This window comes from Pseudomonas sp. CP4 (assembly GCF_047758505.1).
GTDB classification, from domain to species: Bacteria; Pseudomonadota; Gammaproteobacteria; order Pseudomonadales; family Pseudomonadaceae; genus Aquipseudomonas; species Aquipseudomonas fluorescens_AO.
Map to the genome: position 1 here is coordinate 3,016,114 of NZ_CP180489.1, position 25,650 is coordinate 3,041,763.

23 protein-coding genes and 1 pseudogene are annotated in these 25,650 nt (G+C 60.0%); 17 read left to right on the forward strand and 7 right to left on the reverse strand.

Annotation, left to right across the window (positions count from 1 at the left end):
• Positions 1-72: 72 nt before the first annotated feature.
• From ACMYUN_RS13455 to rimK, 3 genes are all read left to right on the forward strand, one after another.
• On the forward strand, positions 73-852 hold the full coding sequence (locus ACMYUN_RS13455; protein WP_310404423.1) for an EAL domain-containing protein: 780 nt from the start codon (positions 73-75) through the stop codon (positions 850-852).
• A gap of 76 nt (positions 853-928) precedes the next feature.
• Positions 929-1,348 carry an ATP-dependent zinc protease gene (locus ACMYUN_RS13460; RefSeq protein WP_231982547.1) on the forward strand — a complete coding sequence of 140 codons (420 nt, stop codon included), beginning with the start codon at positions 929-931 and terminating at the stop codon, positions 1,346-1,348.
• On the forward strand, positions 1,345-2,250 hold the full coding sequence (gene rimK, locus ACMYUN_RS13465) for a 30S ribosomal protein S6--L-glutamate ligase (RefSeq protein WP_024011184.1): 906 nt from the start codon (positions 1,345-1,347) through the stop codon (positions 2,248-2,250). The genes ACMYUN_RS13460 and rimK overlap by 4 nt, the downstream gene beginning before the upstream one ends.
• 105 nt (positions 2,251-2,355) lie before the next feature.
• On the opposite strand, the gene ACMYUN_RS13470 is transcribed toward rimK, so the two are convergent.
• Together ACMYUN_RS13470 and ompR are read right to left on the reverse strand one after the other, a co-directional pair.
• Positions 2,356-3,669 carry an ATP-binding protein gene (locus ACMYUN_RS13470; protein WP_016770645.1) on the reverse strand — a complete coding sequence of 438 codons (1,314 nt, stop codon included), beginning with the start codon at positions 3,667-3,669 and terminating at the stop codon, positions 2,356-2,358.
• 114 nt (positions 3,670-3,783) lie between these two features.
• Complete coding sequence (gene ompR / locus ACMYUN_RS13475; protein WP_039756430.1) at positions 3,784-4,524, reverse strand: two-component system response regulator OmpR; 741 nt, start codon at positions 4,522-4,524, stop codon at positions 3,784-3,786.
• 358 nt (positions 4,525-4,882) lie between these two features.
• On the opposite strand from ompR, the gene ACMYUN_RS13480 reads away from it, so the two are divergent.
• The 7 genes from ACMYUN_RS13480 to tauD all read left to right on the forward strand — a co-directional run bounded on the left by ACMYUN_RS13480 (position 4,883) and on the right by tauD (position 13,269).
• Positions 4,883-7,207: a Tex family protein gene (locus ACMYUN_RS13480; RefSeq protein WP_039756429.1), complete on the forward strand. Its 2,325-nt coding sequence runs from the start codon at positions 4,883-4,885 to the stop codon at positions 7,205-7,207.
• Positions 7,207-7,590, forward strand: a complete 384-nt coding sequence (locus ACMYUN_RS13485) for a PaaI family thioesterase (RefSeq protein WP_052269051.1) — start codon at positions 7,207-7,209, stop codon at positions 7,588-7,590. Before ACMYUN_RS13480 ends, ACMYUN_RS13485 begins: the two co-directional genes overlap by 1 nt.
• Before the next feature lie 246 nt (positions 7,591-7,836).
• Positions 7,837-9,420, forward strand: a complete 1,584-nt coding sequence (gene gshA, locus ACMYUN_RS13490) for a glutamate--cysteine ligase (protein ID WP_039756427.1) — start codon at positions 7,837-7,839, stop codon at positions 9,418-9,420.
• Between the two features lie 257 nt (positions 9,421-9,677).
• Positions 9,678-10,655 carry a taurine ABC transporter substrate-binding protein gene (tauA, locus tag ACMYUN_RS13495; protein WP_039756425.1) on the forward strand — a complete coding sequence of 326 codons (978 nt, stop codon included), beginning with the start codon at positions 9,678-9,680 and terminating at the stop codon, positions 10,653-10,655.
• Between the two features lie 16 nt (positions 10,656-10,671).
• A complete protein-coding gene (gene tauB / locus ACMYUN_RS13500) occupies positions 10,672-11,466 on the forward strand; it encodes a taurine ABC transporter ATP-binding subunit (protein ID WP_310404437.1) in 795 nt (264 codons plus the stop codon).
• Entirely contained in the window at positions 11,463-12,296 is an 834-nt protein-coding gene (gene tauC, locus ACMYUN_RS13505; protein ID WP_415760860.1) for a taurine ABC transporter permease TauC, read from the forward strand. Before tauB ends, tauC begins: the two co-directional genes overlap by 4 nt.
• Positions 12,297-12,426: 130 nt before the next feature.
• The gene (gene tauD / locus ACMYUN_RS13510; RefSeq protein WP_039756420.1) at positions 12,427-13,269 is read left to right on the forward strand and encodes a taurine dioxygenase; all 843 of its coding nucleotides are present in this window, start codon (positions 12,427-12,429) and stop codon (positions 13,267-13,269) included.
• A 130-nt stretch (positions 13,270-13,399) separates the two neighbouring features.
• Here the strand turns inward: tauD and mgrA are convergent, their stop codons facing one another.
• Positions 13,400-14,437: an L-glyceraldehyde 3-phosphate reductase gene (mgrA, locus tag ACMYUN_RS13515; protein ID WP_039756418.1), complete on the reverse strand. Its 1,038-nt coding sequence runs from the start codon at positions 14,435-14,437 to the stop codon at positions 13,400-13,402.
• 344 nt (positions 14,438-14,781) lie between these two features.
• Between mgrA and ACMYUN_RS13520 the strand changes: the two are divergent.
• Positions 14,782-14,949 (forward strand): annotated as a pseudogene (locus tag ACMYUN_RS13520) (substrate-binding domain-containing protein); the annotation flags it as partial.
• 38 nt (positions 14,950-14,987) lie between these two features.
• On the opposite strand, the gene ACMYUN_RS13525 reads toward ACMYUN_RS13520, so the two are convergent.
• From ACMYUN_RS13525 to epsC, 4 genes are all read right to left on the reverse strand, one after another.
• A complete protein-coding gene (locus tag ACMYUN_RS13525; protein WP_039756416.1) occupies positions 14,988-15,389 on the reverse strand; it encodes a type II toxin-antitoxin system HicB family antitoxin in 402 nt (133 codons plus the stop codon).
• A 59-nt stretch (positions 15,390-15,448) separates the two neighbouring features.
• On the reverse strand, positions 15,449-15,631 hold the full coding sequence (locus tag ACMYUN_RS13530) for a type II toxin-antitoxin system HicA family toxin (RefSeq protein WP_415760861.1): 183 nt from the start codon (positions 15,629-15,631) through the stop codon (positions 15,449-15,451).
• Between the two features lie 241 nt (positions 15,632-15,872).
• Positions 15,873-17,834, reverse strand: coding sequence for a choline transporter BetT (gene betT / locus ACMYUN_RS13535; protein ID WP_160768576.1), 1,962 nt, complete (start codon positions 17,832-17,834; stop codon positions 15,873-15,875).
• A 397-nt stretch (positions 17,835-18,231) separates the two neighbouring features.
• Positions 18,232-19,158 carry a serine O-acetyltransferase EpsC gene (gene epsC / locus ACMYUN_RS13540; RefSeq protein ID WP_016772197.1) on the reverse strand — a complete coding sequence of 309 codons (927 nt, stop codon included), beginning with the start codon at positions 19,156-19,158 and terminating at the stop codon, positions 18,232-18,234.
• A 190-nt stretch (positions 19,159-19,348) separates the two neighbouring features.
• On the opposite strand from epsC, the gene ACMYUN_RS13545 reads away from it, so the two are divergent.
• The 6 genes from ACMYUN_RS13545 (at position 19,349) to ACMYUN_RS13570 (ending at position 25,638) form a co-directional block, all read left to right on the forward strand.
• The gene (locus ACMYUN_RS13545) at positions 19,349-20,347 is read left to right on the forward strand and encodes a D-cysteine desulfhydrase (RefSeq protein WP_415760862.1); all 999 of its coding nucleotides are present in this window, start codon (positions 19,349-19,351) and stop codon (positions 20,345-20,347) included.
• Positions 20,348-20,692: 345 nt separating this feature from the next.
• Positions 20,693-21,493, forward strand: a complete 801-nt coding sequence (gene tcyJ, locus ACMYUN_RS13550; protein ID WP_129998348.1) for a cystine ABC transporter substrate-binding protein — start codon at positions 20,693-20,695, stop codon at positions 21,491-21,493.
• Positions 21,493-22,158, forward strand: a complete 666-nt coding sequence (gene tcyL / locus ACMYUN_RS13555; protein WP_016772200.1) for a cystine ABC transporter permease — start codon at positions 21,493-21,495, stop codon at positions 22,156-22,158. Before tcyJ ends, tcyL begins: the two co-directional genes overlap by 1 nt.
• A gap of 4 nt (positions 22,159-22,162) precedes the next feature.
• The gene (tcyN, locus tag ACMYUN_RS13560) at positions 22,163-22,912 is read left to right on the forward strand and encodes an L-cystine ABC transporter ATP-binding protein TcyN (protein WP_415760863.1); all 750 of its coding nucleotides are present in this window, start codon (positions 22,163-22,165) and stop codon (positions 22,910-22,912) included.
• Between the two features lie 458 nt (positions 22,913-23,370).
• Complete coding sequence (locus ACMYUN_RS13565; RefSeq protein ID WP_415760864.1) at positions 23,371-24,135, forward strand: hypothetical protein; 765 nt, start codon at positions 23,371-23,373, stop codon at positions 24,133-24,135.
• 261 nt (positions 24,136-24,396) lie between these two features.
• Positions 24,397-25,638 carry an SfnB family sulfur acquisition oxidoreductase gene (locus ACMYUN_RS13570; RefSeq protein ID WP_415760865.1) on the forward strand — a complete coding sequence of 414 codons (1,242 nt, stop codon included), beginning with the start codon at positions 24,397-24,399 and terminating at the stop codon, positions 25,636-25,638.
• Positions 25,639-25,650: the final 12 nt, after the last annotated feature.

The window sequence follows — 25,650 nt, forward strand, 5'->3', positions numbered from 1 at the left end:
CTGTCGGGCGCAAGAACTCGGCCCACCAGATAGACTGTGATCTTCGCCGCCTGACCGGCCTGGAGTGATCGAGTGACAAAATTTCCGACTTCATTGACCTCGCCAAAGGGCGGTTGCCAGGGCTGCCAGCAGAGCGAGCCGCTGGACTTCGATTTTGCCTTCGCCTACCAGCCGATCGTCGATCTGCGCGACCAATCGGTATTCGCCCATGAAGCGCTGGTGCGCGGTGTGGCCGGTGAGGGCGCGCTGTCCGTGTTAAATCAGGTTACAGAAGACAACCGCTACCGCTTCGACCAGCTCTGCCGGACTCGCGCCATCGAAGGCGCGGCCAGTCTTAATATGCAGACACACTTGTCGATCAACTTTTTGCCCAACGCCGTCTACCGTCCAGAGTTATGCATTCGCAGCACACTGGAGGCCGCACGAAAACACAACTTTCCGATCGACCGGCTGATTTTCGAAACCCTGGAAATCGAGCACGTAGATAATTATCGCCATTTGACCAATATTCTGCGTGAATACCGCGAATTCGGCTTCAAGACCGCCATCGACGATTTCGGTGCCGGTTATTCGGGGCTCAATCTGCTGGCTGATTTCCAACCGGACCTGATCAAACTCGACATGGCGCTGATCCGCGATATCGATCAAGACCGTGTCCGTCAGGTAATCGTGCGGGGGATTGTCACAATGTGTGCGGAGTTGAACGTTACAGTCATTGCCGAGGGCATCGAGAGCGCCGGGGAACGGGACTTCCTCGCGGACTGTGGAATATTTCTGATGCAGGGCTACTGGTTCGCCAAACCTGCTTTCAAAGCGTTGCCCCAGGTGCCAGACGAAGCCTGGAAGCGTTAACCCTTGGTTTTTTTCTTTGAAGACATTTGATCATTTGACCGTTGTCGGTCTGCGCGAGTGGGTAGCGCTCCCAGGCCTGGGAGTCGCCGGTTTGCGCGCAAAAATCGACACCGGCGCCAGCACCTCCAGTTTGCACGCCACCGATATCGAACCGTTCGAACGTGACGGCGAGAAATGGGTGCGTTTCACCGCGCACCTCGGCACGGTGGTACAGCTGCGTCACCGGCGCTGCGAAGCGCCGCTGGTCACGCGCAAAACCATCAAGAGCTCCAACGGCCATGCGCAGGTGCGCTACGTGATCAGTACCACGCTGGCTTTGGGCGATCGGGTCTGGCCAGTGGAATTCACTTTGGCCTGCCGCAAGTCCATGCGTTATCGCCTGTTGCTCGGTTCCAAAGCCCTGATCGATGGCCAACTGGTGGTCAATCCGGGCATCAAGTATGTACAAGACAAGCCGGTGTTCCCGGTATCTACCTCCTCCACAGGTGTTGCATGAAGATCGCTGTGCTGTCGCGTAATCCGCGTCTGTATTCCACCCGCCGTCTGGTCGAAGCCGGAATCGAGCGCGGGCATGAAATGGTGGTGATCGACACCTTGCGCGCCTACATGAACATTGCCAGCCACAAGCCGCAGATCCATTACCGCGGCAAACCGCTGGAAGGTTTTGATGCGGTGATCCCGCGGATCGGCGCGTCGGTGACGTTCTACGGCTGCGCGGTGTTGCGTCAGTTCGAAATGATGGGCGTGTTCCCGCTCAACGAGTCGGTGGCCATTGCCCGCTCGCGGGATAAATTGCGTTCCCTGCAGCTGCTGTCGCGGCGCGGAATCGGTTTGCCGGTCACCGGTTTTGCCCACTCGCCGGACGACATTCCCGATCTGATCGCCATGGTCAACGGCGCACCGCTGGTGATCAAGGTACTCGAAGGCACACAGGGCATCGGCGTGGTACTGTGCGAAACCGCGACGGCGGCAGAGTCGGTGATCGAAGCATTCATGGGCCTGAAGCAGAACATCATGGTTCAGGAATACATCAAGGAAGCCGGCGGCGCGGATATCCGCTGCTTCGTGGTCGGCGACAAGGTGATCGCGGCAATGAAGCGTCAGGCCAAGCCGGGCGAGTTTCGTTCCAACCTGCATCGCGGCGGCAGCGCCAGCCTGATCAAGATCACCCCGGAAGAACGCATGACCGCGTTGCGCGCGGCCAAGGTAATGGGCCTGGCAGTGGCGGGTGTGGATATCCTGCGCTCCAATCACGGGCCGCTGGTGATGGAAGTCAATTCGTCGCCGGGACTGGAAGGGATCGAGACCACCACCGGCAAGAATGTCGCCGGGATCATCATCGAGCATCTGGAAAAGAATGGCGGGCCGAATATGACCCGCACCAAGGGCAAGGGCTAGAAAAGCAGGTGCTAGCGGCAAGCTTCAAGCGGCAAGTGAACAGCGCTTTGCTTGCAACTTGCAACTTGCAACTTGCAACTTGCAACTTGCAGCTTGCAGCTGCTTCTAGACCGCATCTCGGGGCAACATCAATCCAAGCGGCAATCTCACCCGCGCCTCCAGTCCACCCCCGGACCGGTTGCGCAATTCGACATTGCCGCCATGCATCGCCGCAATCCTTTTCACGATCGCCAGTCCCAGCCCGGTACCTTTGCCACCGCGAGCCCGATCACCTCGGGTAAACGGGTTGAAGATTGCTTCAAGCTCGGACGGATCGATACCGGCGCCACGGTCCATCACACTCAGGACCACATACGGCGCGCTGGTATCTCCTGACACATAAGCCGCGACCTCAACACCCGTGCCGGCATGGTTCAAGGCGTTGCCGATCAGGTTATTAAGCAGGCGTTTCATCGATACTCGACGTAGCGGAAACGGCTGGATCGGTTCCAGGCGCAAACGTACCTTCTCTTCATTCTGGTTGTATGGCGCGGCAACTTCGCGCACCAGATCGCTGAGGTCGACTTCTTCTACAGACTCATCGCGACCGTCGCGGATGAACGCGAGGAACTGGTCGAGAATCGCATCCATGTCTTCGATGTCGCGAACCATGTCGTCGGTGAGGTCGGTGTGATCGCCCATCAGTTCCAGCGACAGGCGCAAGCGCGTCAGCGGTGTGCGCAAGTCATGGGAGACGCCGGCGAGCATCAGCTCACGCTCACGCCCGGCCTGTTCGACGTCCTCGGCCATCTGATTGAAGGCGCGGTAAACCTCGGTCATTTCGCTGGGCGTGTCGCTGATCGGCAGGCGCACGCTGCGGCCCTGGCCGAGTTGTCGCGCGGCATACACCAGACGCTTCAGCGGCTGGTTGAGCTGGCTGACGAAAATCCATGCCGACGCCGTCGATAGCAGGCCGATGGCGAGGAACCAGCCGAGCACGTTCCAGATTTTCTGGCCGCGCAGCGGATGCGGATACAGCGGTACTTTCAGCCAGCCATCGCCCAGGCTCGGCGCCCTCACCCATAATGCCGGCGGCGAGTGCATGCGCAAGCGCACCTCAGTGTCGGCCCCCAGTTCGGCCTGCATTTGGCGCTGATAGATTTCGCTGTACGGCCAGTGTTGTTCGCCTTCCGGCACACCGGCGCCAACCACGCGGATCAGGGTCGCGGCATCGGCGATTTTTGCGCGGTTTTCTTCGTCGGCGGCCCAATAGGCGCGCAGCGTCAGAGCGACGCCATGGCTGTATTGGCGATCCACCAGCACGTCCTCGTTCATCAACAGATAAACCAGGGTCAGCGCCTTGGAAAACAGCACGACGATCAGCACCAGCCAGAGGGTGCGGGAGAAAAAACTTTGGGGGAACCAGACGGGGGTTTTCATCTTTAACCGCTACACACTTGCAGGAGCGAGCAATGCTCGCATATTGCGGATTGCGAGTCTGTGGCAATGGCCGTGCGACCAGAGCCTTGCAGACCCGCTCCTACAAATCACCGATCACTTGGTGGCGGTGCCATCCGGTACGAACACGTAACCCACGCCCCAGACGGTCTGGATGTAACGCGGTTTCGACGGATCGGGTTCGATCATCCGGCGCAGACGCGAAATCTGAACGTCGATGGAACGCTCCAGCGCATCCCACTCACGGCCACGGGCGAGATTCATCAGCTTGTCACGGGTCAGTGGCTGACGAGCGTTCATCACCAGCGCCTTGAGTACCGCGAACTCACCGGTGGTGAGCATGTGCACTTCATCGCCACGCTTGAGTTCGCGGGTGGCCAGCGACAACACGTAATCACCGAAGGTGACGTTTTCGTCTTCGCTGCCCGGTGCGCCCGGTACCGGTGCGGCCTGACGGCGCAACACCGCTTTGACCCGCGCCATAAGCTCGTCCGGGTTGAACGGCTTGGCCAGGTAATCGTCGGCGCCCAGTTCAAGGCCCTTGATGCGGCTCAGCTCATCGCCCTTGGCGGTGAGCATGATGATCGGAATCTGGTTGTTCGCGCCGCGCAGGCGGCGGCACGCGGTCAGGCCGTCTTCGCCTGGCAGCATCAGGTCGAGGACGACCAGATTGAACACTTCACGCGCCAGCAGACGGTCCATCTGCTCGGTGTTCGGAACGGTACGGGCACGGTAGCCCTTGCTGACGAAGAAACGCTCCAGCAGGCTGCTCAGCCCCGGATCGTCATCAACGATTAGAATTTTTTCGCCTTCAGCCGTTTGTGCAGTGCTGCTCATTGGATGCTCCTTTTAGCTCGGCGCGCATTATGGCGTAGCTGCCGTTATACGCACCGTGTGCATTGTTAGCAGATTTTTCCTTCACTGCCAGAAAACTGGGGTTTATGCCTACAGGCTGCAACGCCCCCGAATGACAGAACGCTGGTTATAATGCGCGGCGTTTTGCGCCAGGCAACGTCTGAATCGTTACCGTAAGTGGCCGGTATTTTTTCCGGCCCTGTGCAGCAACTGTTCGATTTTACGGGTCAATGGGCTGCCTCTTGATCCAGGCAGCGGCAATCTACTAGCCGCTCAATCAGCCTCCAGGCCTTTATCTGCGTGCCTGAGAGCCTGCTTTCAAACTATGTCAGGTGGTTTTATGGACAGCATCAACAGCCGCATTGCCGAGGAACTCGGCGTACGCCCACAACAGGTCGAAGCGGCCGTCGCGCTACTCGATGAAGGTTCTACCGTTCCCTTCATCGCCCGTTACCGGAAAGAAGTCACCGGCAGCCTCGATGACACCCAGTTGCGTCATCTGGAAGAGCGCCTGCGCTACCTGCGAGAACTCGACGAACGGCGCATCAGCATCCTCGCCAGCATCGAAGAGCAAGGCAAACTCACTCCTGCCCTCGAGCGCGACATCAAGCTCGCCGACACCAAAACCCGTCTCGAAGACTTGTACCTGCCGTACAAGCAGAAGCGCCGCACCAAGGGCCAGATCGCCCTCGAGGCCGGCCTCGGCGAACTGGCCGACGGCTTGTTCAACGACCCGAACCTGTCGCCGGAAACCGAAGCCGCGCGCTTCGTCGACGCCGAAAAAGGCGTGGCCGATGTCAAGGCTGCACTGGAAGGCGCCAAGTACATCCTGATGGAGCGCTTCGCCGAGGACGCCAGCCTGCTGGAAAAGCTGCGCAATTTCCTCAAGCAGGAAGCGATCCTCAGTGCCCGCGTCATCGCCGGCAAGGAAGAGGAAGGCGCCAAATTCCGCGATTATTTCGAGCACGACGAGCCGCTGAAAAGCATGCCGTCGCACCGCGCCCTCGCCATTTTCCGCGGCCGCAATGAAGGCATTCTCAGCTCCGCGCTGAAAGTCGGCGATGAGCTGCCCGGCACCATGCACCCGTGCGAAGGCATGATCGGCCAGCAGTTCGGCATCCAGAACCAGAACCGCCCGGCGGACAAGTGGCTGGGCGAAGTGGTGCGCTGGACCTGGAAGGTCAAGCTCTACACCCACTTGGAAACCGACCTGCTGGGCGAGTTGCGCGACGGTGCCGAAACCGAAGCGATCAACGTCTTCGCGCACAACCTGCACGACCTGCTGCTGGCCGCTCCGGCCGGCCCGCGCGCGACCCTGGGCCTCGACCCGGGCCTGCGTACCGGCTGCAAGGTGGCCGTGGTCGACTCGACCGGCAAGCTGCTCGATCACGCCACGGTTTACCCGCATGTACCGCATAACAAGTGGGATCAGACCATCGCCATTCTCGCTGCGCTGTGCGCCAAACATTCGGTGGACCTGATCGCCATCGGCAATGGCACTGCCAGCCGTGAGACCGACAAGCTGGCGATCGAGCTGATCAAAAAATACCCAGCGATGAAAATGACCAAGGTCATGGTGTCCGAAGCCGGCGCCTCGGTGTACTCGGCCTCGGAACTGGCGGCCAAGGAATTCCCGGACCTCGACGTGTCGATCCGTGGCGCCGTGTCGATCGCCCGTCGCTTGCAGGATCCGCTGGCCGAACTGGTGAAAATCGATCCGAAATCCATTGGTGTCGGCCAATACCAGCACGACGTCTCGCAACTGAAACTGGCGCGCGGTCTGGATGCTGTGGTCGAGGATTGCGTGAACGCCGTGGGCGTGGATGTGAATACCGCCTCCGTGGCTTTGCTGGCACGGATCTCCGGGCTCAACGCAACGCTGGCGCAGAACATCGTTGCTCACCGTGACGAACATGGCGCATTCAAAACCCGTGCAGCACTGAAGAAAGTCGCGCGCCTGGGCGAAAAAACCTTCGAACAGGCCGCCGGTTTCTTGCGCGTAATGAACGGCGACAACCCGCTGGATTCCTCGGCGGTGCACCCGGAAGCCTATCCGCTGGTGCAGCGCATTGCCGCTGAAACCGACCGCGACATCCGCTCGCTGATCGGCGATGCCGCGTTTCTCAAGCGTCTGGATCCGAAGAAATTCACCGATGAAACCTTCGGTCTGCCCACCGTGACCGACATCCTGCAAGAACTGGAAAAACCCGGTCGCGATCCACGTCCGGAGTTCAAGACTGCCGAGTTCCAGGAAGGCGTCGAAGACCTCAAGGACCTGCAACTGGGGATGATCCTTGAAGGCGTGGTGACCAACGTTACGGCGTTCGGTGCGTTCGTTGACATCGGCGTGCATCAGGATGGTCTGGTGCACATCTCGGCGCTCTCGGAGAAGTTCATCAAGGACCCACGCGAAGCGGTCAAGGCCGGTGACGTGGTGAAAGTGAAGGTCATGGAAGTCGACATTCCGCGCAAACGCGTCGGCCTGTCGATGCGCATGAGCGACACGCCGGGCGAGAAGGTCGACGGCGCCCGTGGCTCGCGTCCGGGCTCGGCACCGCGCCAGTCTTCGGGCAACGCGCCACGCAAGGAAACTGCGACCGCCGCACCGGTGAACAACGCGATGGCCTCGCTGTTCGCCAACGCCAAGCAGTTGAAGAAACGCTGATGGACATGCCGGCCGGGCTCGTCGAGAGCGCGTTTTTCAAGCTGTTGGGCTGCCGCCTGCACAGCCTCGACACCGGGGTGGCGCAAGTCGCCCTGGTGCTTGAGCCCGAACTGCGCAACCGTGGCGGCAAATTGCACGGCGGCGCGCTGTTCAGCCTGGTCGACATTGCCATGGGCCTGGCTTGCTCCAGCAGCCATGGCTTCGATCAGCAGAGCGCGACCATCGAATGCAAGATCAACTACATCCGCGCCGTTTCCGAGGGCGAGGTGCTGTGCACGGCGCGGGTGATCCACCCGGGCCGGCGCACGCTGGTGGTCGAAGCCGAGGTGATGCAGGGCGACAAACTGGTCGCAAAAGCGCAAGGCACCTTCGCTGTCCTGTAGATGTTGCTCATCATTTTGAGTTAATTTCGGCGCAACGAATCCTGCAGGAGCTGCCGCAGGCTGCGATCTTTTGATCTTGGTGTTAAAAAACAAAATCAAAAGATCGCAGCCTTCGGCAGCTCCTACGGGTTATGTGTGCGGCTGACAGGCTAGAAAACCAGGCGATAACGCCAGTTTCAACTTCACCCTTGTAGACCGTCCTGCCCACCCCCATATTGGGGCGACTGACGCGTGAAGGAATCCAAATTGAGCGAACTTCTCAACCGCCGCCTGGCTCTGCTTGGCGAGCGCGCTAACCTCTCTCTGCTCAAGCAGTGCCTGCACGGTATCGAACGTGAATGCCTGCGCGTGACCAGTGAAGGTCGCCTGGCGCAAACGCCGCACCCCGAAGCCCTGGGTTCCGCGCTGACCAACGAACAGATCACCACCGACTACTCCGAGTCGCTGCTGGAATTCATCACGCCTGCCCTGCCGGATCCTGCCGACACGCTGGCGAGCCTGGACAAGATTCATCGTTTTGCCTACAGCAAACTCGGCAACGAGTACCTGTGGAGTCCATCGATGCCGTGCCCGTTGCCGGCCGAGGAAGACATCCCGATTGCCTATTACGGCACCTCTAACATCGGTCAGCTCAAATACGTCTATCGCAAGGGCCTGGCCCTGCGTTACGGCAAGACCATGCAATGCATTGCCGGGATTCACTACAACTTCTCCCTGCCGGAACAGCTTTGGCCATTGCTGCGCGAGGCCGAAGGTTTCGTCGGCACTGACCGCGATTTCCAGTCAGTGTCCTATATCGCCCTGATCCGCAACTTCCGTCGCTACAGCTGGCTGCTGATGTACCTGTTCGGTGCTTCGCCGGCGCTGGACGCCGGTTTCCTGCGCGGGCGTTCGCATCAGCTCGAACAACTCGATCCGGACACCCTCTATCTGCCGTACGCCACCAGCCTGCGCATGAGCGATCTCGGTTATCAGAGCAACGCCCAGGCCGGCCTGACACCGTGCTACAACGATCTGGCGAGCTATACCGACAGCCTGCGCGAAGCCGTGGCCACGCCGTACGCGCCGTATGTGGAAGTCGGCACGCACAAGGATGGCGAGTGGGTGCAGCTCAACACCAACATCCTGCAGATCGAAAACGAGTACTACTCCAACATCCGCCCGAAACGCGTGACCTACACCGGCGAGCGGCCGATCCAGGCGCTGATGGCGCGCGGCATTCAGTACGTCGAAGTGCGCTGCCTGGACATCAACCCGTTCCTGCCGATGGGCATCGATATCACCGAATCGCGCTTCATCGACGCCTTCCTGCTGTATTGCGCGCTGAACGACAGCCCGCTGCTGACCAACACTTCGTGCGGCAACGCCACCTCGAACTTCCTCAGCGTGGTCAAGGAAGGTCGCCGTCCGGGCCTGCAATTGCAGCGTGACGGTCAGCCGGTCGAGATGAAGCAGTGGGCGGCCGAGCTGCTTGAGCAGATTGCTCCGCTGGCGGCGATGCTTGATCAGAGCGTTGGCGGTGATGCCCACAGCAAGGCGCTGGATGCGCAACTGGCCAAGGTCAACGACCCGTCGTTGACGCCATCGGCGCAGGTGTTGGCCGCCATGGCCGAGCACAAGGAAAGCTTTGCGCAGTTCTCCCTGCGTCAGAGCCAGGCCCATGCCGAGTTCTTCCGCAGCGAGCCGTTGGCAGCTGACGAGCAAGCGAAGTTTGAAGAACTGGCGCGCGCGTCGCTGGCGCAGCAGACCGAGCTTGAGCAGAACGAAGTCGGCGATTTCGACGTGTTTGTTGGTGCGTATCAGGCGAGTATCCTCGCCATCAGCAACTGATATAGAAGGTCCTTTGATCGTTCCCACGCTCTGCGTGGGAATGCAGCCTGTGACGCTCCGCGTCGCTTTGGACGCAGAGCGTCCCTTGAGGCGTTACCACGCAGAGCGTGGGAACGATCAGTCAATGGCTCACATCCTCGCCTGTCTTAGATTTTTCCGCTCATAAGCTCATTCGAAAAAGTTATTTATTTTTGAATTCTTAGATCATTTAGTCTCCGTTCACGCCGACATTCGGTCGCCTGATCTGGAGCTCTCAATTGAAACTGAATTTCCCGCTTCGCCTGCTCGCCGCCGCCTCGCTGGCCGCTGCAAGCTTCCTGGCCCAGGCGGCCGACCTCACCGTTGCCTACCAGACTACCGTCGACCCGGCCAAAGTCGCTCAGGCCGACGGCGCCTACGAGAAAGCTACCAAGGCCGATATCAGCTGGCGCAAGTTCGATAACGGCGCCGACATTATCGCCGCCATCGCGTCCGGCGATGTGCAGATCGGCTACCTCGGTTCGAGTCCACTGACCGCCGCGATCACCCGCAAGGTACCGGTAGAAACCTTCCTGATTGCCACGCAGATCGGCGCCGCTGAAGCACTGGTCGCGCGCGACGGCTCCGGCATCAAGACTCCGCAGGATCTGATCGGCAAGAAAATCGCCGTGCCGTTCGTGTCCACCGGGCACTACAGCCTGCTCGCCGCGCTCAAGCACTGGAACATCGACCCGTCGAAAGTCACCGTGCTCAACCTCGCGCCGCCAGCGATCATCGCGGCGTGGAAGCGCGGCGACATCGACGCCACTTACGTGTGGGATCCGGCACTGGGCGTCGCCAAGGAAAACGGCAAAGTGCTGATCACCTCCGGCGAGTTGGCCAAGTTCGGCGCACCAACCTTCGATGCGTGGATCGTGCGCAAGGACTTCGCCGCCAAGCACCCGGAAATCGTCACCGCATTCGCCAAGGTCACCCTCGACGCCTACGCCGATTACCGCAAGGATCCGCAGGCCTGGCTGGCCAACCAGAGCAACGTCGACAAACTGGTCAAACTCTCCGGCGCCAAGGCCAGCGACATTCCATTGCTGCTGCAGGGCAACGTCTACCCATTGGCGGCGGATCAGGTGAGCGACCTCGGCGCGCCGACCACCAAAGCCATCACCGACACCGCCGCGTTCCTCAAGGAGCAAGGCAAGGTCGAAGCCGTGCTGCCGGACTACGCGCCGTACGTCAGCGCCAAATACATCACCAACTGATCGGGAGATAACAGCGATGGCCTTGCTACAGCTGGAGCGCATCAGCGCACAGTACCCGGGCAGCCCGGAGCCGGTGCTGGCGGATATTTCTCTGACCCTGGGGCCGCAGCAATTGCTGGTTGCCCTCGGCCCGTCCGGCAGTGGCAAGACTTCGCTGTTGAACCTGATTGCCGGTTTCGTCGAACCGAGCGCCGGACGCATCACTCTCGACAGCGTGCCGGTCAAAGGTCCGAGCGCCGAACGTGGCGTGGTGTTCCAGGATGACGCGTTACTGCCTTGGCAGGATGTATTGGCCAACGTCGCCTTCGGCCTCGAACTGGCCGGTGTCGCCAAGGACAAACGCGAACAGCGCGCCCGGGAAATGCTCGCGCTGGTCGATCTCGCCGGTTTCGAAGACCGGCGCATCTGGCAATTGTCCGGTGGCCAGAAACAACGCGTCGGCCTCGCCCGCGCCCTTGCCGCCGACCCGCGCGTGTTGCTGATGGACGAGCCGTTCGGTGCGCTTGATGCATTCACTCGCGAGCAGATGCAGGAGCTGTTGCTGCAAGTCTGGCAGCGCACTGCCAAACCGGTTTTTCTTATTACCCACGACATTGAAGAAGCGGTGTTCCTCGCCACGGACCTGATTCTGTTGGCACCGAATCCGGGGCAGATCGTTGAGCGGCTGCAATTGGATTTCGGTCATCGTTACGCCGCTGGCGAGTCGGCCCGTGCGATCAAATCCGATCCGCGTTTTATCGAAACCCGCGAGCACGTGCTGAGCAAAGTCTTCTCGCAACGCAGCGCCGTACCCCGGCAGGAGCGCGCATGAGCAGTTACGACGTTTCCGCTGCGGCGGTGAAAACACCTTCGGTGAGCATCCCGGTGCGCCGCAGCCTCAGCACTCGCTGGATCAGCCTGCTGACCCTGTTCGGCCTCTTGGCGATCTGGTGGGCGGTGACCGCGACCGGCCTGATCGAACCGTTGTTCTTGCCACCGCCTTCTGCCGTGCTGCAAAAGGGTTGGCTGCTGGCGACCTCGGGATACATGGATTCGACGCTGTGGCAGCACCTGGGCGCCAGCCTCAGCCGCATCGGTCTGGGCCTCGCTTTTGCGATTCTGACCGCCGTGCCGGTGGGCATTGCCATCGGCGCCAACCGCATCGCCCGTGGTGTCCTCGATCCGCTGATCGAGTTCTACCGCCCGATCCCGCCGCTGGCGTATCTGCCGCTGATCGTGATCTGGTGCGGGATCGGCGAGTTGTCGAAAGTGCTACTGATCTATCTGGCGATTTTCGCGCCGATTGCCATCGCCACTGCAACGGGTGTGCGTACCGTTGATCCGGCAAAACTGCGCGCGGCGCAGTCGTTGGGCGCAACGCGCCTGCAGTTGATTCGTCATGTAATTTTGCCGAGCGCTCTGCCGGACATTCTCACCGGCGTGCGCATTGGTCTGGGCGTCGGCTGGTCGACCCTGGTCGCCGCTGAACTGATCGCGGCCACCAGTGGCCTGGGTTTCATGGTGCAGTCGGCCGCGCAATTCCTGGTCACCGATGTGGTGGTGCTGGGAATTCTGGTCATCGCCCTGATCGCCTTCGCCATGGAAATGGGCTTGCGTGCCCTGCAGCGCAAACTCGTGCCATGGCATGGCCAGGCGCACTAAATCGCCTTGTGAAAATTCCCCTGCTCGCGAAAGCGTCAGATCAGTCACTGCACTGTCGCCTGACACTCTGCATTCGCGAGCAGGCTCGCTCCCACAAAAGCATGACACTCCGAATTCGAAGAGAACGACCATGAGCACCCTCAACATCACCCCGTTAAGCTCGGCCCTCGGTGCGCAGATCAGCGGCGTCGACATCAGCCAGCCGCTGAGCCTGGAGCACCGCGACGCCATCGAGCAGGCGTTGCTCAAATACCAGGTGCTGTTCTTTCGCAACCAGCCGATCGAGCCGGCACAGCAGGCACGCTTCGCGCATTATTTCGGCGACCTGCACATTCATCCGATCTACCCGAACGTGCCGGAACAACCGGAAGTGCTGATCCTCGACACCGCCGTCACCGACGTGCGCGACAACGCAATCTGGCACACCGACGTGACCTTCCTGCCGACGCCGGCAATGGGCGCGGTGCTCAGCGCCAAGTTGCTACCGGAGTTCGGTGGCGACACGCTGTGGGCCAGCGGGATTGCTGCGTATGAAGCGTTGTCGGCGCCGATGAAAAGCCTGCTCGAAGGCCTCACCGCCACCCACGATTTCACTCGTTCGTTTCCGCTCGAGCGCTACGGCAACACGCCTGAAGCGCTGGCGCAGTGGGAAGAGGCACGACGCAAGAATCCACCGCTGTCGCACCCGGTGATTCGCACCCATCCGGTCAGCGGACGGCGCTCGCTGTTCGTCAGTGAAGGGTTCACCTCGAAAATCAACGAGCTCTCGGAAACCGAGAGCGAGGCGATCCTGAAGTTTCTGTTCGCCCACGCGACCCGGCCGGAATTCACCATTCGCTGGCGCTGGCAGAAAGACGATATTGCCTTCTGGGACAACCGCGTGACGCAGCATTACGCGGTGGACGATTACCGCCCGGCGCGGCGGGTGATGCAGCGGGCGACAGTGTTGGGGGATGTGCCGTTCTTCAAGTGATAGCTGATGATCGTTCCCTCGCTCTGCGTGGGAATGCATCAACGGACGCTCCGCGTTCGGCTTTAGATGGGACGCGGAGCGTCCCGGGCGGCATTCCCACGCAGAGCGTGGGAACGATCCTCTCAGCGGCTTATTCGGCTGTCGAAGGCTTCTCCCAAAGATTGATCCCGCCCTCCTGGGCAAACCGGTCGATCTCCGCCAGCTCTTCAGCGCTGAAATCCAGATTCTTCAACGCCCCCACGTTCTCGATGATCTGCTCCGGCCGGCTCGCGCCGATCAACGCCGAGGTCACTCGTGGATCACGCAGCGTCCACGCCAGTGCCAGTTGCGCCAGACTCTGGCCGCGACGCTGGGCGATCTCGTTCAACGCTCGCACGTGAGCAATGTTTTCTTCGGACAAGTGCGAAGCCTGCAACGAACCGCCGCCCGGGCGATTGACTCGCGCATCCGCCGGCACGCCGTTGAGGTACTTGTCGGTAAGCAGACCTTGCGCCAGCGGAGTGAAAGCGATCACGCCCGTGCCGAGCTCATCGGTGGTATCGAGCAGATCCTTTTCCACCCAGCGATTGAGCAGGTTGTACGCCGGTTGATGGATCAACAGCGGCACCTTCCACTCTTTCAGCAGCGCGGCCATTTCGCGGGTTTTCACTCCGGAATAGGACGAGATGCCGATGTACAGCGCCTTGCCCTGCTGCACAGCGGTGGCGAGGGCGCTGGCGGTTTCTTCCAGCGGGGTGTCCGGGTCGAAGCGGTGCGAATAGAAGATATCCACATAGTCGAGGCCGAGGCGTTGCAGGCTCTGGTCGAGGCTGGCCAGCACGTATTTACGCGAACCGCCGCCCTGGCCGTAAGGGCCGGGCCACATGTCCCAACCGGCCTTGCTGGAGATGATCAGCTCGTCGCGATATTGCTTGAAGTCCTCGCGCAGCAGGCGACCGAAATTGATCTCGGCGCTGCCGTAGGGCGGGCCATAGTTGTTGGCCAGATCGAAATGGTTGATGCCCAGATCGAACGCCGTGCGCAGCAAGGCGCGCTGGGTGTCGATCGGTGTGCTGTCACCAAAGTTGTGCCACAGCCCCAGTGACAAGGCCGGCAGCACCAGACCGCTGCGGCCGACGCGGCGGTAAGGAATGGAGTCGTAGCGGTTTTCGGCAGCGGTGTAAGTCATCGAATCCTCTCTTGTCTGTCTTTTAGTCATCAGAAACCGGACACCTTTCTGGCGAGGGGATTTATCCCCGATGGGTGGCAAAGCCGCCCCAAAACCTGAAACCTAGGTGAATCAGGTGTACCGAGTGCGCTGGTTTTACGACTGCTTCGCAGCCGAACGGGGATGAATCCCCTCACCACAAAGGCCCCATCAATCATGCGAAGCGGTTTACCGGTCGGGCGAGCCCCAGGTTCTGCCGCAACGTGCGGCCTTCATATTCAGTTCTGAACAACCCGCCCAGCATACGCCCAAGCAGCGCGACGCCCACCTCGGGTTCGACCAATTGCTGAAACGTTTCACATTTTTTTGCCGAGATGTTATTGCCCAGCCTGAGCACGATAAAACCGCCAGCGCTGGAGATTGGCGTACTGGCGGCAACACGGATGCTGGAAAGCCTTGGGGTATTGCCGAGCGATGAAGTGCAGCGGCTGAATCTGCTGCGATGCCAAGTGATCGAGCGCGAAAGCACCTGACTGCGGGAGCGAGCAGGCTCGTTCCCACAGAATCTGCGTCATACCGACAATTCGCGCAGCGCAGCGGCCGCCAGAAATCCGGACCGGGAACGGTAGCGCCGGTCTCGACGGACAGTCTGGTCAATACGTTCCAGCAACTGCTCGGGCAATGTGGCATTGAAGCGCACTGATTTGCCGAAGTAAGGCGTGATGTCAAAGTCGACCACGCCCCAGATCCCGCCCGCGTAATCCGGGTTATCAAGATGGGCATCGATGTCGCGCACCTGTGGCAACGGCGCGCCATCGGCTACCAACCCTTCGTAGTGCAGCGCCAGTGCTTCCTGCGTGTTTTCAAAAGCTTCGGCTACCGTGGCGCCTGCGGAATAACACCCCGGTACGTCGGGGATAATCACGCCATAGTCTGAGTCGGCATCCTTGTGCAGAACGACCGGGAATTTCATAAAGGTGAACCCTTCCTCTGGCAAGTCCATGATGGGCGTTTCGTCTTCGGATACGGGTCTCATTTCAAACCCGCCTGTTTCAAAATGCTGTTGATCGTACCCTTGGGCAGATCCGAATCAGGATGCTTGATTGTCACCCTTCCCTGCTTGAACGAATGCTTGTACTGGTGGTGACTGCCTTTTACCGCGACCAGGCACCAACCATCGTCCTCGATCATCCTGATCATTTCCCGACTGCGCATGTCCTTCGCCCTTATCTACAGCAACAGCTACAACTCTAGGGGCTAAAGCGCGCAGCGATACACACCATACACACTTGGATAAATAATAGTCTGTTTTGTGATCATCACAGATGGACGGATCACCGGCGGGGCGCAAGATTGCGGTGGGCAGTGCGATATTCGGTGTACAGCGGGGCAATGGTGTTGTTCATGGTGCTGAGCGCCGAGGCGTAAAAAACAGTCTCGGCGCTCAGCCGTTGGATCAACGCACCAGATGCAGGAACTGCATGTGCCGTTCGTACTGGTCGAGGATGTCGTTGATGATCTGCTCTTTGGTGTAGCCGACCAGATCGTAGTCCTGACTGCCCTCGCTCAAGTGCACTTCGGCGCGGTAGTAGCGACGATTGTTGAGTTGCTTGGAACCCATGCCGCCGCGCGCGAACGATGGCGTGAAGTAGCCGCGCATCTGTACCTGATAGATGAACGGATGCTGCTCGCCGTGGCCGATTTCCAGGCTGACGTTGTCATGCGCCGGATCCGGCTGAGTGACCACGTGCAGGCCTTTTTCGACGAACACGGCGGTCACTTCCTCGATCGCCGGACGCACCGTGCTTTCCATGAAGCGGTACACCTCGTCGCGGGACGGGAAGTGCACGGCCTGACTCAGGCGCTGGCGCCAGCCGCCGGTGCCACGCCGCGAACCGGAGACCGGCGCCAGCGAATGCAGCTGCGCGATCTGCTTCTGCGATTCCAGATAGAACGCCTTGTGCAGGCCCCACATCATCAGCAGCAGAATCAACGAGAACGGCAACGAGGTCAGCACCACCGCCGACTTCAGCGCATCGATGCTGCCGGAGAACAGCAGCGCACTGGTGATCAGCGCGGTCATCGCGCCCCAGAACACCCGCAGCCATTTCGGCCCGTCTTCATCCGGGTTGCCGCCCTTCGCCGACAGGGTCGAGAGCACCACGGTGCCAGAGTCCGCAGACGTCACGAAGAACACGAAGCTGATGAACACCGTCACGGCGATGACGGTCTTGCTCCATGGGTAGGTTTCCAGCAGCAGATAAATGCTCATCGACGGATTGTCGATGGCCGACATGCCCAGCGCACTCATGCCGTGATTGAGCACCTGGTCCAAGGCGCTGTTGCCGAAGATCGACATCCACGCCAGGGTGAAACCGAGCGGGATCAACAGCACGCCGAAGACGAATTCACGGATAGTGCGGCCACGGGAGATCCGCGCGATGAACAGGCCCACGAACGGCGACCATGCAATCCACCAGGCCCAGTAGAACACGGTCCAGCCACCCAGCCAGTCACTCGGTTTGTCGTAGGCGTAGAGGTCGAAACTCTTCATCGGCAGGGCGCCGAGGTAGTCGCCGACGTTCTGGATCAGCGTGTTGAGCAGGTGCTGTGTCGGCCCGGCAAACAACACGAACAGCAGCAGCCCGCAGGCCAGCAGCATGTTGATGTCGGACATCACCCGCACGCCTTTATCGACACCGGAGACCGCAACGATGATCGCCGCGCCCATCATCAGCGTGATCAGGCCGACCTGAATCCACTGGGTGTGGGCGATGCCGAACAGATAATCCAGGCCCGAGTTGAGGTGCAACACGCCGAAGCCCATGTCGGCACCAAGACCGAACACCGTGGCGATGATGCCGAAGCCGTCCACCGCATAGCCGATCGGGCCGTTGATGCGTTTGCCGATCAGCGGATACAGCGCCGAACGCAGGGCCAGCGGCAGATTGTGCCGATAAGCGAAATAGGCCAGTGCCATGCCGACGAAGGCGAACACGCCCCAACCATGCAGGCCCCAGTGCAGAAACAGAATCTGCATGGCCTGGCGCGCCGCGTCCGCCGTGCCGGCCTCGCCTTGCGGCGGCTGCAGCATGTGGGTCAGCGGTTCGGAAACGCAGAAGAAAAACAGCGTGATGCTGATCCCGGCGGCGAACAGCATGCCGGCCCAGGACAGGTAACTGAATTCGGGCTCGTCGTGGTCGGCACCGAGTTTTATCTTGCCGTAGCCGGATAAGGCGGTGACCACCACGAAGACCAGATACAGGGTCATCGCGAGCATGTAGTACCAGCCGACCGTGTTGGCCGCCCAGTTTTGCGCTTCCAGCAACCAGGCGCCGGCCTGCTCAGGGATGGCGATGACGACAAGACCAAACAGCAGAATGACCGTCGCGGCGAAGTAGAACACCGGCGGATTCATGCGTACCAGACCGCTGGCGGGGGTAGACGATGCACTCATGAAAGGTGCACCTCGAAGGTTTGAAGCGTGGCTGAAATGATCGGACTCAGCAAAGGCAAGCCTCCTGTTGTGAGCGGGCAGCGAACCACCGGTTTAACTTGAATGAACGTTCAAGTTAAACATGAATGGGGTGGTAAGGACTAATCGCAGGGCTGGGCGGTAGGTTTCCTACAGCGCCCAAAGAGGGGTATGACGCGGGTTTGGAGAGATTCGTTCACTGATGAATTGGCTTAAGGCCACTACCTTGATCCGGCCTGGAAATCTCGCGAGCAGGCTCGCTCCCACATCTGAAACGCATTCCAATGTGGGAGCGAGCCTGCTCGCGAAGAGGCCCGATACAACAACACAGATTCAAGACTTACTTCTGCGTCCCGTCATCATGCTGCAGATTCGCCTGCGTCAGATTCGCCCCCGCCGGCACGCTACGTGTCAGCCAGACGTTGCCGCCAATGGTCGAGCCCTTGCCGATGGTGATCCGTCCGAGAATCGTCGCCCCGGCGTAAATCACCACGTCATCCTCAACGATCGGGTGACGCGGATGGCCCTTCTGCAATTGGCCGTCCTCATCCGCCGGGAAGCGCTTGGCCCCCAGGGTCACCGCCTGATAAATCCGCACTCGCTCACCAATGATCGCGGTTTCGCCAATCACTACACCGGTGCCGTGATCGATAAAGAAGCTGCGGCCGATCTGCGCGCCCGGGTGGATATCGATGCCGGTCGCCGAGTGCGCGATTTCCGCGCTGATCCGCGCCAGCAGCGGCAGCCCTGCACGGTATAAATGGTGCGCCAGGCGATGGTGAATCACCGCAAGAATGCCCGGATAGCACAGCAGCACTTCATCAACGCTGCGTGCCGCCGGGTCGCCGTGATAGGCCGCGAGCACATCGGTGTCGAGCAGCGTGCGCAGGCCCGGCAAGGCCAAGGCGAAATCCTGCACGATCTGGATGGCGCGGGTTTCGACTTCACTGTCGTCCTGCGCGCTGTGGCGGGCAACGTAACGCAACTCCAGGCGCGTCTGCGCCAGCAAGGCATTCAGCGCTACATCAAGCGTGTGGCCGACGTAGAAATCTTCACTTTCTTCACGCAGATCGACCGGCCCCAGACGCATCGGGAACAGCGCGCCACACAGCGCCTCGAGGATTTCCGCCATCGCCGCTCGCGATGGCAATTCGCGGCCGCCCTGCTCCCCTGAAGCCCGGCCATTCAGTGCGCGCCACTGATCCCGCGCGCTGCGCAGCTGGCTGACGATGGTCTGCAATTGCCAATGGCTGGAACGCTCGCTCACGGTAAAGACTCCTCACGGGCGGCCGGACTGTCTGGCCGCGTCATCGGCGCCTACTTTACGGCATGCCTTTGCCGACGAATTAAGAACCGATAGTGCTGGCCTCAGTCCATTTGGCTATAAGCGATTGGCGGTTGCCCGGGCAAAAACGCGTGCCTATAGTCCTTTCATTCTTCTGCGCCAGTACGAACCCATGATCAAACAACAGCTGCAACGCTTCCCCCGTCTCGAACTGCTGAGCCCCCCCACGCCGCTGGAAAAACTCGAACGCCTGTCCACCTGGCTCGGTCGCGAGGTGTACATCAAGCGCGATGACCTGACGCCGCTGGCGATGGGTGGCAACAAGCTGCGCAAACTCGAATACCTCGCCGCCGACGCGCTCGCGCAAGGTGCTGACACGCTGATCACTGCCGGTGCGCTGCAATCGAACCACGTGCGCCAGACCGCCGCACTGGCGGCGAAACTCGGCCTCGGTTGTGTGGCGCTGCTGGAAAACCCGCTGGGCACGGACGACGGAAATTACACCGGCAACGGCAACCGCTTGCTGCTCGATCTGTTCGACACCAAGGTCGAGCTGGTCGACAACCTCGATAATGCCGACGAACAACTGGCCGCACTGGCCGTGCGCCTGCGCAGCAACGGCAAGAAGCCGTATCTGGTGCCGATCGGCGGCTCCAACGCCCTTGGTGCTCTGGGTTATGTGCGCGCCGGTCTGGAACTGGCCGAGCAGATCAAGGACACCGGACTTGAATTCGCCGCGGTGGTTTTGGCCTCGGGCAGTGCCGGCACTCACAGCGGTCTGGCATTGGCATCGAGCGAAGTGCTGCCGCAACTGCCGGTGATCGGCGTGACCGTTTCGCGCAGTGAAGAAGATCAGCGCCCGAAGGTGCAGGGTTTGGCCGAACGCACGGCAGAGCTGCTGGGCGTCGAGTTGCCGGCCAGCTTCAAGGTCGAGCTGTGGGACGAATATTTCGCCCCGCGTTATGGCGAGCCGAATGCCGGAACGCTGGCGGCGGTGAAACTGTTGGCCGCACAGGAAGGTCTGTTGCTTGACCCGGTCTACACCGGCAAGGCCATGGCCGGTCTGCTCGACGGGATCGGCCGGCAGCGCTTCGATGACGGCCCGATCATCTTCCTGCACACCGGTGGCGCGCCGGCGTTGTTTGCCTACAAGGATTTTCTGACAAGATGATCACTCCAGATTGCAGATACCTGTGGCGAGGGGATTTATCCCCGTTGGGTCGCGGAGCGGCCCTTGCTTTCGCAGGAGAGTACAACGCCGCAGAACTTTGCAACTTTGGTGCAGCCGAACGGGGATAAATCCCCTCGTCACAACTGGACGGGCATATTCCAAAAAACTCTAAAAGAAAAATAATCTAGTATTTTCAAGTCTAAAACAGACATCTTATAGTCTCGCCGCAGGCGAATTTCGGGCGAGACGCTTAAGCTGCTTTAAGGCAGGATAGCGCTGTCGTTCAAATCACCAATTTGCCTACATTCCTTAAGCGTCTTCCATAAGAAAACACAGGGGCTTGTCATGAATTTTTCCGCACTACGTCGCACTCTGCTGGTCGGTTCGCTGGGTCTTGCGCTGAGCGCCGGCCTGATTGGCCAGGCAGTGGCCGGTGAGCAGTTGCAACAGATCAAGGACAAAGGCGTTCTCAACGTCGGCCTGGAAGGCACTTATCCTCCGTTCAGCTTCGTCGACGAGAATGGCAAGCTGTCCGGTTTCGAAGTCGAGCTGTCCGAAGCGCTGGCGCAAAAACTCGGCGTCAAGGCCAAGATTCAGCCAACCAAATGGGACGGCATCCTCGCTGCCCTGGAATCCAAACGTCTGGATCTGGTGGTCAATCAAGTGACCATCTCTGACGAGCGCAAGAAGAAGTATGACTTCTCCGAACCGTACACTGTCTCCGGCATTCAGGCCCTCGTGCTGAAGAGCAAAGAGTCGGCGCTGAACATCAAGACTGCTGCTGACCTGTCGGGCAAGAAGGTCGGTGTTGGCCTGGGTACCAACTACGAGCAGTGGGTCCGCGCCAACGTGCCGGGTGCCGACGTGCGCACCTACGATGATGATCCGACCAAGTTCGCCGACCTCAACAACGGTCGTACCGATGCCATCCTGATCGACCGTCTGGCTGCGCTCGAATATGCCAAGAAAGCCCCGAAAACCGTGGCTGCCGGTGAGGCGTTCTCCCGTCAGGAATCCGGTATCGCCCTGCGCAAAGGCGAGCCGGAACTGCTGGCTGCGGTGAACAAGGCGCTCGACGAACTGCGTACCGACGGCACTCTTGAGAAACTGTCGAAGAAATACTTCAACGCAGACGTCACTAAATAATGGAAGAGGCTTTCCAACTCGCGCTGGATTCCGCGCCCTTTCTGTTAAAGGGCGCGTACTACACGGTAGTCCTCAGCCTTGGCGGGATGTTCTTCGGTCTGCTGCTGGGCTTCGGCCTCGCGCTGATGCGCCTGTCGCGCTTCAAATCAGTCAGTTGGCTGGCACGCATCTATGTGTCGTTCTTTCGTGGCACGCCGTTGCTGGTGCAGCTTTTCGTGATCTATTACGGCTTGCCGCAACTGGGCATGGAGCTTGATCCGCTGCCAGCAGCGCTGATCGGTTTCTCGCTGAACATGGCCGCCTACGCCTGTGAAATCCTCCGCGCTGCAATCGGTTCGATCGAACGTGGTCAGTGGGAAGCCGCCGCGAGTATCGGCATGACCCGCGCGCAGACCCTGCGCCGGGCCATCCTGCCGCAGGCGATGCGCACGGCTTTGCCGCCGCTGGGCAACAGCTTCATTTCGCTGGTCAAGGACACGGCGCTGGCCGCGACCATTCAGGTGCCGGAGCTGTTCCGTCAGGCGCAGCTGATTACCGCCCGGACTTTCGAAGTCTTCACCATGTATCTTGCCGCCGCACTGATCTACTGGATTCTGGCCACGGTGCTTTCGCACTTGCAGAACAAGTTGGAAGAGCGGGTCAATCGGCACGACCAGGAGTCCTGACGCGATGATTGTCGTGGAAAAACTGACCAAGCAATTCAAGGGTCAGGTCGTGCTCAACGGCATCGACCTTGAGGTAAAGGAAGGCGAAGTCGTCGCGATCATCGGCCCCAGCGGCTCGGGAAAAACGACGTTCCTGCGCTGCCTGAATTTCCTCGAAGAACCCACCAGCGGCCGGATCAAGGTCGGCGATATCGAAATCGATACCCGCCGCCCGCTGAACCAGCAGCAGAGCCTGGTGCGCAATCTGCGCCAGCACGTCGGCTTCGTGTTCCAGAACTTCAACCTGTTCCCCCATCGCACCGCCTTGGAAAACGTCATCGAAGGTCCGATCGTGGTCAAGAAGATGCCGCGCGACCAAGCAATTGCCCTGGGCAAAAAGCTGCTGACCAAAGTGGGGCTTGCCGGCAAGGAGGACGCTTATCCGCGTCGTCTCTCCGGTGGTCAGCAACAGCGCGTGGCGATCGCCCGGGCGCTGGCGATGGAGCCGGAAGTGATTCTGTTCGACGAACCGACCTCCGCCCTCGACCCGGAACTGGTCGGTGAAGTGCTGGCGACCATTCGCGGTCTTGCCGAAGAAAATCGCACCATGGTGATTGTCACCCATGAGATGGGTTTTGCCCGTGACGTGGCCAATCGCGTGGTGTTTTTCGACAAGGGCGTAATTGTTGAACAGGGTGAAGCCAAGGAACTGTTTGCCAACCCGAAAGAAGAACGCACCCAACAGTTTCTCAGCAAGTTTCTGAATCACGCCTGAGAACTTACTTTGCAAGACCTCTCAACTTCCACGGATGGAAGTCACCTCTCCCGTCATTTCAATTTTTCTACTTTGTTACTTGCGGGCGCAAATATTACATTGCGCAACGGTCACTCACATCCTCGATGTCGTCATATTTCCATACGTTTGCCCGCGAGCAAACCCTCACCAAACGCTGGGGAATAGGCGTTTATCTGTAGCTGGTTTCGCGCCAAAGCCTAGGCATAGTGCTTCGATGACGTAGGAGCTTTCTGATTAACTTGTAATTCACGGATTAACTAAGCCCCGCTATTGACACCCCTCTCCGCAGACTTTTATCTAGTCGGCAACCGGCGCCCCTTAGTTCAAAAAACCCGCACTAAAACCGAACAAATAGTTGTCGCTTTTATTGCCAGTTGATTCGCGCCTTTTGTTTTCCAGAAACGGATTTCGCTGCAAGACTTCAAGGAGAGAAACCGATGACCCGCACTTCGCACACCCCCGAACTTGCAGCGCCAACACTGGCATGCGCACAGAAGACCGGCATCAACCTGACAACAGCAGCTCACCTGTTGATCGATGTGCCGCCCTACCCTGGCATGGATGATGGTGATCTGATCGAACTGTTCTGGAACAAATGCTATGTCGCCTCAAAAGTCCTCGGCACGGCCGATGTCGGTAAGTCAGTCAGCCTGCGGGTGCCGGAAAGTTTCGTTGCCAACGGTACCGCGCGCATTCACTACCGCGTGATGCAGGTTGGCCAGGGTCCGGCGTTATCGCCAGCCACCCGTGTGCAGGTCAAACTCGATTGCCCCGGAGGCCAGCCAACTGCGCAGTGCGAAGACGAAAATCAGCAACTGGCGCCGGTGATCATCCCTGACACGATTCGCCGTCAGGGAGTAAATCCCAACCAGATCAAACGCGGCGTGCCGCTGACCATCGAGCCGTACCTGAACATGGCCGAGGACGATGCCATCACCCTGCGCTGGGGCGACGTGCGCATGGATCTGGCGCCCGTTACAGCAGCGGATGTCGGACTGCCGATTCAGGTCTGGGTACCACCGGCAGTCATCGTCGAAGCGGGCGAGGATCTGCGGCTGGACGTGACGTATTGCATCCTCGACCGGGTCGGCAACAACTCGCGCTGGGCGCCGCCGCGCACGTTGAAAATCGGTTGCGTGAATCCGTATGTGAAAGTCCCCTTGAAGCCCGAATTCAGGGCCGCTGAATCGCGCACCAAGTGAGACCTGCTCAGGATGGGAGGTCCGTTACCTCTCACCTGAAACTCACTAACCAATGCTGACACCCCCTTCTATACATATTCCTAAAAGTTAGTTTATTTAATTTTTATACACGCTTAGGGTATATGCACCGGACCACCGGACATTCTTTCAATCGTCGCACTTCGCGGCGTTTTTCATGAGATGTGAGGTAGGTATGGTCCGGAACACAATCACCCCAGTGCAGATCGCCAGGGCATTGCGTGCAGCCAGGGAGCGGCACTGATGTCCAGTCTGGCAGATGCGAATCTGCAGTCCGATCAGGACATCGCCCCGCTGTTGTTGCCCGCGCAAGTGTTGCGCAACGATGCTCAAGCCATCAAGGCCGCCCATGAGCTGGCGCAAGTCGCCCGCGTGCAGGCGGCCAAACGCGACCGCCAACGCAAACTGCCATGGTCGGAAATCGAACAGTTCACCCGCAGCGGCCTCGGCAGCATTGCGATCCCGCGTGAGTACGGCGGCCCGCAGGTTTCCTTCGTCACGCTGGCCGAAGTCTTCGCGATCATTTCCGCCGCCGACCCGGCGCTCGGGCAGATTCCGCAGAACCAGTTCGGCATCATCAATCTGGTGCTCGGCAGCGCCACCGAAGCGCAGAAAAAGCAATTGTTCCAGAGTGTTCTGGAAGGCTGGCGCATCGGTAATGCCGGCCCGGAACGCGGCACAAAAAATACTCTGCAACTGAAAGCGCGAATCACCGCCGACGGCGATGACTACGTGATCAACGGCCAGAAGTTCTACTCCACCGGCGCGCTGTTTGCGCATTGGGTCGCGGTGAAAGCGCTCAATGATGACGGCAAGCAAGTACTGGCCTTCGTCCGTCGCGGCACGCCGGGTTTGCGCATCGTCGATGACTGGTCGGGCTTCGGCCAGCGCACTACTGCCAGCGGCACGATCCTGCTGAACAACGTACGCGTCGAGTCGAGCCTGGTCATCGACAACTGGAAGATCAACGACAAGCCGAACACCCAAGGTGCAGTGTCGCAGCTGATTCAAGCGGCGATCGACGCCGGCATCGCCCGTGGTGCTATCGACGACGCCATCGACTTCGTCAAAACCCGCGCGCGGCCATGGATCGACGCCAAGGTCGAGCGCGCCAGCGATGACCTCTACGTGATCGCCGATATCGGCAAATTGAAAATCGAACTGCACGCCGCCGAAGCGCTGCTGCGCAAGGCAGGGCAAGTGCTCGATCAGGTCCACGCCGCACCGCTGACTGCCGAAGCCGCCGCCCGCGCTTCGATCGCCGTGGCCGAAGCAAAAGTGCTGACCACCGAGATTTCGCTGCTGGCCAGCGAAAAGCTCTTCGAACTGGCCGGCAGCCGCGCGACCCTCGCCGAATTCAATCTCGACCGTCACTGGCGCAACGCCCGCGTGCACACCCTGCACGACCCGGTGCGCTGGAAGTATCACGCGGTCGGCGCCTATCGCCTCAACGGCACTTTACCGGCTCGCCATTCCTGGATCTGAGACGACCAGACA

Coding starts and splice junctions, on each gene's coding strand:
- rimK (WP_024011184.1), top strand. CDS start 1,345: ATGAAGATCGCTGTGCTGTCGCGTAATCCGCGTCTGTATTCCACCCGC.
- ACMYUN_RS13470 (WP_016770645.1), bottom strand. CDS start 3,669: ATGAAAACCCCCGTCTGGTTCCCCCAAAGTTTTTTCTCCCGCACCCTC.
- ompR (WP_039756430.1), bottom strand. CDS start 4,524: ATGAGCAGCACTGCACAAACGGCTGAAGGCGAAAAAATTCTAATCGTT.
- ACMYUN_RS13480 (WP_039756429.1), top strand. CDS start 4,883: ATGGACAGCATCAACAGCCGCATTGCCGAGGAACTCGGCGTACGCCCA.
- ACMYUN_RS13485 (WP_052269051.1), top strand. CDS start 7,207: ATGGACATGCCGGCCGGGCTCGTCGAGAGCGCGTTTTTCAAGCTGTTG.
- tauB (WP_310404437.1), top strand. CDS start 10,672: ATGGCCTTGCTACAGCTGGAGCGCATCAGCGCACAGTACCCGGGCAGC.
- tauC (WP_415760860.1), top strand. CDS start 11,463: ATGAGCAGTTACGACGTTTCCGCTGCGGCGGTGAAAACACCTTCGGTG.
- tauD (WP_039756420.1), top strand. CDS start 12,427: ATGAGCACCCTCAACATCACCCCGTTAAGCTCGGCCCTCGGTGCGCAG.
- mgrA (WP_039756418.1), bottom strand. CDS start 14,437: ATGACTTACACCGCTGCCGAAAACCGCTACGACTCCATTCCTTACCGC.
- ACMYUN_RS13525 (WP_039756416.1), bottom strand. CDS start 15,389: ATGAAATTCCCGGTCGTTCTGCACAAGGATGCCGACTCAGACTATGGC.
- ACMYUN_RS13530 (WP_415760861.1), bottom strand. CDS start 15,631: ATGCGCAGTCGGGAAATGATCAGGATGATCGAGGACGATGGTTGGTGC.
- betT (WP_160768576.1), bottom strand. CDS start 17,834: ATGAATCCGCCGGTGTTCTACTTCGCCGCGACGGTCATTCTGCTGTTT.
- ACMYUN_RS13545 (WP_415760862.1), top strand. CDS start 19,349: ATGATCAAACAACAGCTGCAACGCTTCCCCCGTCTCGAACTGCTGAGC.
- tcyJ (WP_129998348.1), top strand. CDS start 20,693: ATGAATTTTTCCGCACTACGTCGCACTCTGCTGGTCGGTTCGCTGGGT.
- tcyL (WP_016772200.1), top strand. CDS start 21,493: ATGGAAGAGGCTTTCCAACTCGCGCTGGATTCCGCGCCCTTTCTGTTA.
- tcyN (WP_415760863.1), top strand. CDS start 22,163: ATGATTGTCGTGGAAAAACTGACCAAGCAATTCAAGGGTCAGGTCGTG.
- ACMYUN_RS13565 (WP_415760864.1), top strand. CDS start 23,371: ATGACCCGCACTTCGCACACCCCCGAACTTGCAGCGCCAACACTGGCA.
- ACMYUN_RS13570 (WP_415760865.1), top strand. CDS start 24,397: ATGTCCAGTCTGGCAGATGCGAATCTGCAGTCCGATCAGGACATCGCC.